This window comes from Caldibacillus debilis DSM 16016, from assembly GCF_000383875.1.
Taxonomy (GTDB): Bacteria; Bacillota; Bacilli; order Bacillales; family Caldibacillaceae; genus Caldibacillus; species Caldibacillus debilis.
This window is the reverse complement of sequence record NZ_KB912901.1, coordinates 1-12,161: the sequence shown is the minus strand read 5'-3', so window position 1 is coordinate 12,161 and position 12,161 is coordinate 1. Positions and strand designations below refer to the sequence as shown.

The 12,161-nt window shown below is 50.5% G+C and carries 14 protein-coding genes and 1 pseudogene; 10 read left to right on the top strand and 5 right to left on the bottom strand.

What is annotated here, in order from left to right; translation table 11 throughout:
* The 4 genes and pseudogenes from A3EQ_RS22810 to A3EQ_RS21085 form a co-directional block, all read left to right on the top strand.
* Positions 1-184, top strand: a pseudogene (locus A3EQ_RS22810) (ISNCY family transposase); the annotation flags it as partial.
* Positions 185-417: 233 nt separating this feature from the next.
* Positions 418-636, top strand: coding sequence for a DUF1659 domain-containing protein (locus A3EQ_RS0112855; protein ID WP_026499951.1), 219 nt, complete (start codon positions 418-420; stop codon positions 634-636).
* A 22-nt stretch (positions 637-658) separates the two neighbouring features.
* Positions 659-877 carry a DUF2922 domain-containing protein gene (locus A3EQ_RS0112850; protein WP_020155575.1) on the top strand — a complete coding sequence of 73 codons (219 nt, stop codon included), beginning with the start codon at positions 659-661 and terminating at the stop codon, positions 875-877.
* 72 nt (positions 878-949) lie between these two features.
* The gene (locus A3EQ_RS21085) at positions 950-1,090 is read left to right on the top strand and encodes a YvrJ family protein (protein ID WP_081626234.1); all 141 of its coding nucleotides are present in this window, start codon (positions 950-952) and stop codon (positions 1,088-1,090) included.
* 71 nt (positions 1,091-1,161) lie between these two features.
* Here the strand turns inward: A3EQ_RS21085 and A3EQ_RS0112840 are convergent, their stop codons facing one another.
* Positions 1,162-1,365: a DUF1657 domain-containing protein gene (locus A3EQ_RS0112840; RefSeq protein WP_020155573.1), complete on the bottom strand. Its 204-nt coding sequence runs from the start codon at positions 1,363-1,365 to the stop codon at positions 1,162-1,164.
* 163 nt (positions 1,366-1,528) lie between these two features.
* On the opposite strand from A3EQ_RS0112840, the gene A3EQ_RS0112835 reads away from it, so the two are divergent.
* Positions 1,529-2,263, top strand: coding sequence for a DUF421 domain-containing protein (locus tag A3EQ_RS0112835; protein WP_020155572.1), 735 nt, complete (start codon positions 1,529-1,531; stop codon positions 2,261-2,263).
* Between the two features lie 110 nt (positions 2,264-2,373).
* Here the strand turns inward: A3EQ_RS0112835 and A3EQ_RS0112830 are convergent, their stop codons facing one another.
* From A3EQ_RS0112830 to A3EQ_RS0112805, 4 genes are all read right to left on the bottom strand, one after another.
* The gene (locus A3EQ_RS0112830) at positions 2,374-3,255 is read right to left on the bottom strand and encodes a cation diffusion facilitator family transporter (protein ID WP_020155571.1); all 882 of its coding nucleotides are present in this window, start codon (positions 3,253-3,255) and stop codon (positions 2,374-2,376) included.
* Between the two features lie 517 nt (positions 3,256-3,772).
* A protein-coding gene (locus tag A3EQ_RS22230) for an IS3 family transposase (protein WP_154652875.1) occupies positions 3,773-5,346 on the bottom strand; the annotation gives its coding sequence in 2 pieces (ribosomal slippage) (positions 3,773-4,707 and positions 4,707-5,346; 1,575 coding nt in all).
* A gap of 160 nt (positions 5,347-5,506) precedes the next feature.
* Positions 5,507-6,007 (bottom strand): hypothetical protein, encoded by a 501-nt coding sequence (locus A3EQ_RS0112810; RefSeq protein WP_020155567.1) that lies wholly within the window; start codon positions 6,005-6,007, stop codon positions 5,507-5,509.
* Positions 6,008-6,636: 629 nt separating this feature from the next.
* Positions 6,637-7,722, bottom strand: a complete 1,086-nt coding sequence (locus tag A3EQ_RS0112805; RefSeq protein WP_020155566.1) for a mechanosensitive ion channel family protein — start codon at positions 7,720-7,722, stop codon at positions 6,637-6,639.
* Positions 7,723-8,249: 527 nt separating this feature from the next.
* Between A3EQ_RS0112805 and A3EQ_RS23125 the strand changes: the two genes are divergently transcribed.
* The 5 genes from A3EQ_RS23125 to ltrA all read left to right on the top strand — a co-directional run bounded on the left by A3EQ_RS23125 (position 8,250) and on the right by ltrA (position 12,088).
* Positions 8,250-8,372 (top strand): hypothetical protein, encoded by a 123-nt coding sequence (locus A3EQ_RS23125; RefSeq protein ID WP_280510710.1) that lies wholly within the window; start codon positions 8,250-8,252, stop codon positions 8,370-8,372.
* A gap of 602 nt (positions 8,373-8,974) precedes the next feature.
* Positions 8,975-9,067, top strand: coding sequence for a YjcZ family sporulation protein (locus A3EQ_RS22225; protein WP_020155561.1), 93 nt, complete (start codon positions 8,975-8,977; stop codon positions 9,065-9,067).
* A gap of 175 nt (positions 9,068-9,242) precedes the next feature.
* Positions 9,243-9,749, top strand: a complete 507-nt coding sequence (locus A3EQ_RS0112775) for an acyl-CoA thioesterase (protein ID WP_020155560.1) — start codon at positions 9,243-9,245, stop codon at positions 9,747-9,749.
* Between the two features lie 246 nt (positions 9,750-9,995).
* Positions 9,996-10,220, top strand: coding sequence for a hypothetical protein (locus A3EQ_RS0112765; RefSeq protein WP_020155558.1), 225 nt, complete (start codon positions 9,996-9,998; stop codon positions 10,218-10,220).
* Between the two features lie 605 nt (positions 10,221-10,825).
* Entirely contained in the window at positions 10,826-12,088 is a 1,263-nt protein-coding gene (gene ltrA / locus A3EQ_RS0112755) for a group II intron reverse transcriptase/maturase (RefSeq protein ID WP_020154220.1), read from the top strand.
* Positions 12,089-12,161 lie beyond the last annotated feature (73 nt).

The following is a 12,161-nucleotide window of genomic DNA, read 5'->3' as shown; positions in this document are numbered from 1 at the left end:
TGGCAGACTGTTTGTCTGGTACAAAGGTAAGCCCTACCCCTTGATGGAAGCAACCCGGAACAAAGCGGCAAAAACTCCTGAAAAGAAAAAGGAGAGCTCAGAAAAGAAATCGTACAAGCCAGGACCTGATCATCCTTGGCGCAAATATAGGCCCACGAATTCAAAGGAACTGAAACCGGCTTGAATGAACTGAGGTCAAAGTAAATATATCAGTGACATATTCACTGACGCGTTAGTATGACATTTTCACTGACGCTTGACACATCGTTACACACCCCAAATACTCCGCTTCCGTTCATCCTTAATTATAATGCCTGTCTTCCGGGAAGGCAATTTTTCCGCGCAAGCATCCTTCATCTCCCCATAGCCCTTATCGGACGGTCTTTCCTATATATAAGATGAAAGGGGGTGGGAGAGGTGGCAGCTTCCTCGTTGATCGATGCGAATCTCCGGCTCGTGTATGAAGCCGGCCGGAACGAAAAAGGGGAGCCGGTATTGAAGACAAAGGGGTATAACAATGTGAAGGTTTCGGCGACGACGGATCAAATTTTCCAAGCCGCCCAGGCGATCGCCTCCCTTTGCGCATTGCCCCTGTTTACCATCGAGCGGACGAACGTGGAGGAAATCTTGGGATGATGGAGAGGAAGGAGGGGAAAAGATGGCGAAAACATTGATGCTGTATTTTTTGACCGGGTCGGGAAAAACGGTGAACCTGTCCGTCAATGACCCGAAGGAACCCCTGAACGGCGACGAAATCAAAAGCGCCATGGAGCAAATCATAGCCGCGGACGTTTTTGAAGCGAAGGGGGAATCCCTGGCTGCCGTAAAAGAGGCCCGGCTCGTCGACCGGAACGTGGAAATTTTCCCGATGTCGTAAACTTCCGTCAGGGGAACGGCCGGTCTGTTGACCGGCGTTTCCCCCGTTTATCCGATGAAAAGGAGGTTCCCCATGGCCGACTGGCTGCCCTTGATCAGCGATTTCGGCTTTCCCGCGGCCGTGACGCTGTTTTTGCTTTACCGGATCGAAGCGAAACTGGACCAGGTGATCCGATCCATCGAAACGATGGCTGCCAAAATGGAAAAGCCGTGATCAACAAAAGAACGCCCCGTTTGGCGTTCTTTTGCCATTTCGGGAATGAAATTCCGGAAACGGAATAGCGTCTATTGTTTATATTGGGGTTCTTCGCTTTCGATATAGGCTTGCCGGGATTTTAAACTTTCGAGGATCATTTGCTGCTGTTGGGCCAGGTTTTTAAACATCTGTTTTACGTTTTGATCCTGGGTGTCAAGGGTAAAGGAATGAAGGTTGGCAAGCACGGATTCACAGTTGGCGATGGTTTGGGCGATTTTTGTGCCGACAGTCATGATTTCACCTCCCGTCCTATTCCTATTTTCGCAATCGCCGCAAGTTCTATTCTTCCTTTATATTGTCAGTTATTGCCGGGATTTTTTCCACGGAAGGAGGGGGAATAGTAGTAATAGGAAAGCGTGGAAGCGGAAGTGAGATCAAGGCAGGAAGGTGAAAAAAATGGAAGTGATCGTCAGCCTCTTCATCAAGCCCGTCCTCGTCTTTTGCCTCGGATTTGCCGCCATTTACCTTTTCGGGAGAAAATCGGTGGCGGCGATGGACAATTTTGAATTGCTGCTCGTCATGATTGCCGCAGGCTTGTTCAGCGCTTCGCTGATTTCCTTTCGGATGTCCGCTGCTGTTCTGGCGCCGTTGGTGCTTGCCGGGCTTTATCTCCTTTTCCAATATCTTCTCTTGAAGCCGGCGGCGAAAGAATGGCTCGGCAGCCAGCCGACCGTCCTGATCAAAGACGGGGCGGTCGATTACCAGGCGCTGAAGAAGATCCGGATGCCCGTCGAGGATCTGCTTTCGCAAATCCGCCTGAAAGGGTTTTCCGATCCGAAGGACTTGGCTCTGGCTGCTTACGAAAACAACGGGATGATCAGCGTCATCCCCAACAGCCGGATCCGGCCGCTGCAGCCGGGGGATATGCAGATGGATCCCGAGCCGCCCTTCATTCCGATTCCCCTCATCGTCGACGGGGAAATCGTGGAGATCAATTTGCGATTTTTGAACAAGGATAAGATCTGGCTCAACCAGCAGTTGATGGCGAACGGGAGAAATCTGGATGATCTGGCGGATATCGCCCTCGCCCTGTACAATCAGGATGGGACGGTACAAATCCATTGGAAGAATCAAACCCCCGGGCTGACCTCCGGACCCTATGGCTATAAGCCGGGAATCGAAAAGGGATGATGGGAGGGGAATTTGGCGGCGGAGCGGAAAGGTTTATCGCTCCTTCAAATGAAGAGGGGATAAAGGCCGGCGCGGAAGGAACGGCCCGTCCCCATCCGGCCGAAAGAAAACTAAGTGCCCTTTTCCGTTTCCGGTTCGATATGGATATGGGCATAGGTAATATGATGTTTTTTCGCCAGCGTCTCTTCCACGAGATCGGCGATATCGTGCCCTTCTTTGATGGAAAGTTCCGGGTTGACGGAGATGGTGATGTCCACGAACGTCCGGTTGCCGAGCATTCTCGCCCGCAAGCTTTTCACGTCGAGCACCCCGTCGATCGACCGGACCGTTTCATGGATGGCGCGCAGTTCCTTTTGATCGAAGCCGTCCGACAAAAAGTACAGGGTCTGCCGGAAGATGTCCCAGGCGGTTTTCAAGATGACGAGCCCGACGACGGCGGCCGCCAAAGGATCGAGCCAGGGCATGCGGAAGCGGGCGCCGATGATTCCGATCAGGGCGCCGACGCTGACCAGCGCGTCGGAAAGGTTATCGTAAGAAGCGGCGAGCAGTCCCTGGCTGTTTATTTTCTTTGCCAGGCGGAAATTCAACCGGAAAACGAGCAGCATGACGACGGCGCCGAGCAAGGCGACCCAAGCCGTCGACCAATCGGGGGGAACCTGCTCCCCGGAGAAAAATTTGCGGAAGGCGTCATACAGGACTTTTCCGCCGACGAAAAACATGAAAAAGGATGCGAACAAGGAAGCGATCGTTTCCGCCCGGAAATGGCCGTAACGGTGATCCTCATCCGGCGGCTTCCTGGCGATGATCAGCCCGGCCAAAATGGCCGCGTTTCCGATCACGTCCGACAAGTTGTTGAGCCCGTCCGCCTTCAATCCTTCCGAATGGCCGAGGCCGGCTGCGATGATTTTGACAACGGCGAGGCCGATGTAGGCGGCGATGCTGATCCAAATGCCTTTTTCCCCGATTTTCAGGTCCTCGTATTTTTCCAACATCCATTCCTCCAAAGTCTGCTTCGCGGGAGCGGTTTTCTCCGCATTTCCGCGGCGGACAGGTCCGCCGCCGTAAAAGCCGGTCCGCCCGCACCCGACTGCCTTCCTAGCATAACAGATAAGTGGCGAGTGGGTCTACAGAAAAAGTATTCACGCCATCCATAAAACCTTCCGCCTTATAAAAATGTTGGCCGAGGCAAATCCCTTTTCCTGCGAAATGCCGGTATTTTGCCGCGGCGGATCGTACGGTGCCGTTTCTTCGGGGACTTCGAACGGGCCCCGGTTGTTGATTATTTGCCGAAAGGAGCGACCGTCCGGCGGGCGGCCCGTATCGTCTCATGCGGAGGATCGGAAATCGGGAAAAGGAAGGATGGACGGATCCGCCTTCCCCGGGGCCGGGCAGCATATCTCCCGATCGGCGCCAAGCCCGGCAGCCTGACCCTTACATTAAAAAAACCTGAGGCGTGAAAATGATGAACTGCTCCCTGTCAAGTAGACAGCGGAAATAATAAAAATACTTTTACGCGGCTTGGGACCTGAATTCTAATGGACTCAAGCCGTTTAGTGTTTCTTGATATCGTTCGTTGTTGTAAAATTGGATATACTCGTCAATGGCGGATTGTAATGCCTCAAACGTTTCATACTTGTGTAAATAATATTTTTCTACTTTCAGTGTTCCCCAAAACGCTTCAATAGGGCCATTATCAATGCAGCGACCGACCCTCGACATACTGTGCTTCATTCCTGCTTCCTCTAGGATTCGCTTGAATTCTTTGGAGGTATACTGATATCCTCGATCACTATGGATAAGCGGTTTTTCATCTTTTGACAACTGACGTATGGCGGATTGAATGGTCTTCAACACTAAATCATTATTATTCGAATGACCAAGTACGTAACTGATGATAGAATTATCATACAGATCAATGATGGCACTTAAATACGCTTTTTTGTCATTGCCATATTTGAACTCCGTTACATCTGTGCACCATTTCTGATTGGGCTTTGCGGCAGTAAACTCACGGCTTAATAGGTTTTCTGCCACGTAAACCGGTGTTGTTTTTTTGTACTTTTTCGGACGACGTCGAATGACAGACTGTAAACCGCAAAGCTGCATGAGGCGATAAATCCGTTTCTTATTCACTTTCTCCAAGCCTTCTTTTTTACGCTTACGATTAATGGTCATGGTGATACGACGATAGCCATAAATCCCATTCACTTGTGTGTATATGTGTTGGATAAATGCGATCAGTTTTTCGTTTTCTCGTTCTTGTACGGTTGGTTGACGCTTTAACCATTTGTAATAAGCAGAACGGGAGACTCCGGCAAGTTCACACAATAAAACAATCGAAAAGTGTTCAGCAGCTGCTAGTTCTTGAATCGCTAGATAAAGATATTGCCTGCGTACTCGGCTTAACGATACCTCCTTTCGATTTCCTCTAATTTTTTTAACAATAAATTTTCCGCACGCAATCGCTCGTTTTCGCGTTCCATCTGTTGAATTTTTAAGCGCCATTCTTCTTCTGGTGTACGTTCTTCAGCTGGTTTCGTACGTCCACGACGATCGTGAAGTGCTTCTTCTCCCCCTTGTTCAAACTTACGTACCCATTGATACACTTGTTGATAGGACACTTTGTATTGCGACGCGGTTTCTTGATAATTCTTCCTATTCGCCAGGCAAGCTTGTACGATTTGTATACGTTCATCTAAAGTGGTTTTTCTTTCTTTCGTCATCGATTGACTCATTCCTTTACCTGAATCTTGTAATTCATTATGACTAGTATAAAGTTTTAACCACTTTTTGAACACAGATAAACTGCTAATTCCATATTTGGCTTGAATGTCAAACATGGAATAATTGCCTGATAAATAATCTTCAACAGCGCTTTGTTTTAACTCCTTCGAATAGACTTTATTTTTCGCAGGACGTATGAGTTCGGTCACTCCGCCGAATTCATATTTTGCGTGCCATTCATACAGAGTGGTTTCGGAAACATGAAACATTTTACAAATTTCTTGTCCTGTATAAAGGCCTTCTTCTAAATATCGAACTGCCATGATTTTGATGTCAGGTGAAAATGATTTTTTTGGCATAAAAAACTCCCCATTCGATAAACAGATTTTTTTTTCATCTGTCTACCTAATGGGGAGCATATCATGACGATTTTCCTCAGGTTTGTTATGAAATGGGACGGCAGGGCGGCGATTGGAAAATTGCGGGGGTTCGTTCCTGGCCGGTCTGGTCCAAGGCGGTTCATTTTCTTAACGAACCGGGGTCGCCGTCGATGTTGGCCGCTGCTCTTTCCGGTTTTTCACCGGTCATCCGCAGCAAGGCATAATTGATCAACCAAAAAACGGCGGGCGTGTAGGAAAACAAAAACAATTGATACGCCAATGCGGGTTCCGGCATATTTCGTACATGGTCCCATCCGAATGAAGCGATCCAATAGACAAGCACGCCCAATTCAAAAAGAATCATATGAAGGATAAAAGAGATTATATTTTTGTCGAGTTTCATTTTTTTTAAAAGGGAATCGATCAAAAGAGAAACGGGAATACCGATCAGAAAAATCAACGGCACGACAGATCCAATCGTAATGATGAACACCTTTTGTATGATATCGAGAAAGTTTATAAAAAAGTTGCCGTTTCCGGCGGATTGGCTATTATTCGTTTCAATGACATAATATAAAAACCCGGAATTGAATGCGGTTAATATGCCGGCGATCATTTTGCATTTGAACTTTCTGGGCATGGCGTACACCTTATTTCCAAATAAGAAATGAGGAGAACGGGACCGTACTCCTGTTTTTCTTGGAACGACATCCCTGCTCATTTGTTTTGGTGGGCCTGGCCCTCCCATTGGCAGGGGATGTCTATCATCCATCCCTTGGAACTTTGACGTGTCCCGCAAAAAACCAATACCGGATCAGAACCGATCGGGGGGACGCCTGCATTCTCCATCATTTCATTGCGTTTTTATAATCCTCATTCGTGAAAAAACGGGTCATTCGATCAAGTCCTCCTATTTGTGTAAAACCCTGCTCCCAGTCAAGGGAACATCGCCTTCCGGAAATGGAACGGCTTTGCGCCCGCTTCTTTTTACACAAATTCCTGGACTTCATCGATCATTCGCGCCCGGCAGGAGCCGGCCCGCCGGAAAAACGGCCCTTTTTTTGCTTGGCAGCGGCTATCTGCCCATGAAAAGCGCAGGGAGAAGACCGCCAGGGGCCGGAAGGAGGGGGCGGGTGACGGGGTCAGGCAGGCCTGCCCCGGAAAACGGGCTGGTGCGGATCGGCCATTCCTTCGTTTCCGTTCCCGGCGGAAACTTAGGCGTTTGTCCATGGGGAAGGAAATCCGCCGATTTCGGGTCCGCCGGGCAGCTTATGAACCGGGTTCATTTTTTTTGCTTCCCTGCTGCGGGGCGGAGCTTCCGGGAGCCATCGGCTGGGGTGCATTGGCCACCTGCAGGCCTTCTTCTTCCAAAATTTGCAGGATGTTGAGATTGATTTCCTGTTTAATATCCAAATAATCGCTCCATTCGCTTGACTTCGTGAAAAAGTTGAAAATCAACACCATTTTTCCGTCCCGGATTTGATCCAGCTTGACGAAGACGTCTTCCGGCTGGATGCCGGGGTGGCGATGGAGCATTTCTTCCAGTCGTTTTACCGCCCTTTCCAGCTTGTTCCTGGGCGCCCAAAGGATCTCCAGATTAAAGGAAATCTTTCTTTTGCCAATGCGGCTGTTATTGGTGATCGGTTGGTTCGCCAGGATGGAATTGGGAACGGTAACGAGGGCTTGGGAAGGATTCCGTATTTTCGTGCTTCGGAAGGTAATGTCTTCAACCGTCCCTTCTACGCTCGGCGTCGTGATCGAATCCCCGATGGAAAAAGGCCGTTCGAAGATGATCACGATTCCCCCCAGCAGATTGGCGAGGACTTCTTTGGCGGCGAGGGCGACGGCCAGCCCGCCCAATCCCAACCCGGCGATGAACCCGCTGATATTGTAATTAAACTCCTGGGCGATGATCGTGATCGATATGGCGACGATCACCAGGCGGATGGTCTTGGACAAAAAGGGGATAAAAATTTGATCGATATCCACGTTCATCCGTTTCTTCAAGTTTTCGAACATGGAGGATGAGGTGGAAGAGAAGTTGTAAAATCCCCAGGTGAGCAGGACGATGAAAACGGAACGGGCGACCTTTTCAAGGAAAGGCTGGCCGATATGGACAAACGGGAAGATATGAACGGCCCAAATCAGACCGGCCGCAATGAGCCCGACTTGGATCGGTCTTTTGAAGGATTCCCACAGGTAGGGCAAAAAGCTCGACGGGGTTTTTTGCAGCAAAGCCAATACCCCTTGAAAGATCCATTTTTTGAAGATCCAGTAGAGGAAAAGAAAAAGGGCGAAAACGAGAAGTCCGTCCCTGATTTGGATCGTTTCTTCAGCAAGGAGTGAATTCCACATGTCCGGGATCCCCTTTTCATTCAATGGTTGCGGTTTTTATTGTAACAAATCCCCCGGAAAAATGCGAATGTTACCAAGAAACGGCAAGCGGCAAGGGATGACCGAATTCTTCGGATTTCCGTTTTTCACAGAAACGTTTTGTCAGGATCCCGGCCTTTGGCCCGGGGGATGGAGGACTGGTTCCATTTCGCCTTGTTTTTTGCCTATCGTTTGGGCCGGGAGGATTGTTGTTTAACGAAGCGAAGGAATGACGAACGTTCTTTTTTGGACGTGAATGTCCAACATGCCCTTTTCCATCGGATGCGGATGGTTCCGGGAAAAAATGTCCGCCATTTTTGGAAAAACGTTCAATAAAAGATTCCTTTGGCCAACATCTTGCGTAAAACGTTTAACATCCGTTTTGGCTCCGACGGATGGTCCAACAATTCAATCGGATCGTTTAACATCTGAAAAAAATTGTTCAACAACCCATGGGACCGTCCGACATTTTCAACGATCGGTTCATCATTTTAACATTTTTGTTCAACATGAAAAATCATTTAACCGACATGGAAGAGAAAATAACCTTCATCACGGAAAAAACGTCCATCACCGCAAGAAAAATGTCCATCATCGCTTCCGGCATCCAACATCCGATGCGGAATGTCTAAAATCAGGACCCTAATCCGCCCGAGATGGAGGCCGGCAGTGCCGGAAACTCGTCCTTGAAAGGGTGTGAGGATCGGAAAGAGCGGTAAAAAACTTCGACAGGCAGGCGAAAGCAAAAGGAAAGCCGTGAACCGTCCGCATGCAGAAAATCAGCGAACAGCGATCCGGACCGGCAGGCGCCGCCGCCTATTTCAGCGAAATCCATGAAGATCCGGTTTGCCTGCCGCTTCTCCATGACGGAGGAAGAAATGGGCGAGGAGCGGGTTCAAAAAAATTGATTTGCGTGTCGGCCCATTACTTTCGGTTGGAACGGCAAGGATCATACGGTCGTCAATTCACCTCCCGTCCCATTCCGGCTTCCGTTTTGACCCTGGGCGCAGAAAGCAAAGGAATGCAGGCCGGCAAGCACTGATGGGCAGTGCGATGGGGTGAACGATTGTTGTGCCCGGATGCGGACTGGCACCGAAAAATTTTTTCCAATGCCATGGAGCGGCCCGCATGCCATGCGAAAGAATTTAAAAAATGTGTGAAGCCACCGAGATACTTGCCTTGTCCGTTGGTTTTCCTCTGCATAACCTGTTAATGGCAGAGGGGAGGTGTTGTCATGAGCGGTTACGGAGGCGGCAGCGGCTTTGCTTTAATTGTCGTGCTGTTTATTTTGCTGATCATCGTAGGTGTGGCTTTCGTAGGGTACTAAACTAACACAGCCGTTCGGCTGAAGATCGCCGTTTCAAACACTTAAAATTCCCATTTGGTCCTAGAACGCGGGGAGCTGCCCGAAAAGCCGGCGATGCGGCCTTTCGGCAGCTTTTCTTTTTTCTTTAAGGATTTGCTATAATGGTACCACAAAAATTTTCCAAGAGGTGTCAACAATGGAAGAAAAAAAGGTGCTGATGAAGGATACGAAAGCCGTTAAAACCGCCAGGGTTTTTCCGCAGGACACGAATAACCACGGAACTCTGTTCGGGGGGAAATTAATTGCGTACATAGACGATATCGCATCCATCTCTGCGCAAAAGCTGTGCCGTTCACCCCTTGTGACAGCATCCATCGATTCGGTGGATTTCCTTCGCCCGATCAAACTCGGGGATGCGGTCACTTTGGAAGCCATGGTCACATGGACGGGCAAAACATCCATGGAAGTGCTCGTTAAAGTGACTTCTGAACATTTGCTGACGGGAGAAAGCCACATGGCCGCCACGTCCTTTCTGACCTTTGTCGCCCTTGACGAACAAGGCAGGCCGAAACCGGTTCCCCAGGTAGTGCCGGAAACCGAGGAGGAAAAATGGTTGAACGAGACCGGAAAACAAAGGGCGGAATTCCGGAAGAAGCGCAGGATCCAAAGCAAGGAATTGATCGAATTTTTGCAAGCCCGATAGGATTCCGGCCGGCCGGGAATTTCCTGATCAAAATTTCAGGACGGGAAAATTCCGGGTGAGGGAAAGGGGCCCGGATTCAGGAATCTTTTTTTGCCCGAATGGGGAGGGGGCCGCCGATCCCGGGAAGGGTTGCGCCGGATGCCGGAAATGGGCGGCAGGATGGGGGAATGGCGGGGATGTTCAAGCACCTTATGGCAAACCGTCTCATACTTTTATCATGAAAGACAAAAGGAGGAGGGTGCTTGAATGTATTATTATTCTCCCGATTTTTCCATCGATGAGGAATTAGAAAGACAATATTTCGGCGGATACCACGGCCATCCTCACCATGGCGGCCATCCCCACGGTCACCATTTCGGGCATCATCACGGCCACCATTTTTGGCCCGGGCACGGATGGCATGGCCATTTTCCCCACTGGGGCCATCCCTGGTATCCCCATTCTTGGGGCCATCCGGGCTTTTACCGTTAGCGGTTCCCTATCCGATATCCCGCAAGATCCGGGATATCTTTTTTTGTACGCCCGGCATGGGTGTGACGCTATAGGGTGAAAGTCCCGAACGGGGGCTGGCGAGCGCCTACCGTTAGCTGAAGGCAAGGGTGTCCGCTGTGAGGCGGAATCCGAAGGAAGCTGGAGGCAAACACTCGACCTGAGGTACACGAACCCAATCGGAGGCCGTCACAGTCGGACGAGTCTGCGAAACAAGACGAAGTCCCAAGCCGCCAAGGGCTGTGGAGGTATATTGGGCAGGTGCATGAGTGGAAAGTGTCCGCCCTTATCCGGGGAGGCCTGTACGGAACGCCTTCTGACGATGGTAACCAGAACCGAAAGGTTCTATTGAACGTACAGGAGTCAGCAGAGGCCATAGTACTGGAGTAAGGGACGCCTGAAACAGGAAGGGCCGAACGTCAACTCAGGGGTGAATCAGACTCTTTCGAGATGCTGTGCGTGGAAGCAGAATTCCCCTTAGGAACTTGACTGAGGAAAGATGGGTGAAGCCCGGAGGTCCTCAGTCAAAGGGCTGAGCACAGCCCGGCAAGACCTGAATCTCATCCCGCGGAAGGAGAAGAACTGAAATGGCTCTGTTGGAACGCATCTTAGCGAGAGACAACCTCATCACGGCGCTCAAACGGGTCGAAGCCAACCGGGGAGCGCCGGGAATCGACGGAGTATCGACTGATCAACTCCGTGATTATATCCGGACGCACTGGAGCTCGATTCGAGCCCAACTCTTGGAGGGAACCTATCGGCCGACGCCTGTCCGCAGGGTCGAAATCCCGAAACCCAACGGCGGCATACGGCTGTTAGGAATTCCCACCGTGATGGACCGGTTGATCCAACAGGCCATCCTCCAGGAACTGACGCCGATCTTTGACCCGGACTTCTCTCCCTACAGCTTCGGATTCCGTCCTGGCCGCAGCGCCCATGACGCCGTTCGGCAAGCGCAACGATACATCCGGGAAGGATACCGGTATGTCGTGGACATCGACCTGGAAAAGTTCTTTGATCGGGTCAACCACGATATCCTGATGAGCCGGGTTGCCCGGAAAGTCAAAGATAAACGCGTGCTGAAATTGATCCGCGCGTACCTGCAAGCCGGCGTCATGATCGGAGGGGTGAAGGTGCAGACGGAGGAAGGGACGCCGCAAGGCGGGCCGCTCAGTCCTCTGCTTGCGAACATCCTTCTCGATGATCTGGACAAGGAATTGGAGAAACGGGGACTGAAATTCTGCCGTTATGCAGACGACTGCAATATCTACGTAAAAAGTCTACGGGCAGGATTACGGGTGAAACAAGGCATCCAACGGTTCTTAGAGAAGAAGCTCAAACTCAAGGTCAATGAGGAGAAAAGCGCCGTGGACCGTCCGTGGAAGCGTACGTTTCTTGGATTCAGCTTTACACCGGAACGGGAAGCACGCATTCGCCTCGCTCCCAAGTCGATTCAACGCTTTAAACAGCGCATTCGACAATCAACTAATCCCAACTGGAGTCTCCCAATGGAAGAACGCATTCGTCGCGTGAATCAATACACCATGGGATGGATGGGGTATTTCCAACTCATCGAAACCCCATCCATTCTCAGGAACATGGAGGGATGGGTGCGTCGACGGCTTCGACTGTGCCTATGGCTCCAATGGAAACGGGTGAGAACGAGAATGCGCGAATTGAGGGCACTGGGGCTGAACGAGAGAACGGTTTTGGAGATTGCGAATACCCGAAAAGGGGCATGGCGGACAACAAAAACTCCTCAACTGCACCAAGCACTGGGAAAGTCCTACTGGAAGGCCCAAGGTCTCAAAAGTTTGACGCAACGATACTTCGAACTCCGTCAAGGTTGACGAACCGCCTAGTGCGGACCCGCATGCTAGGTGGTGTGAGGGGACGGGGGTTAGCCGCCCCCTCCTACTCGAT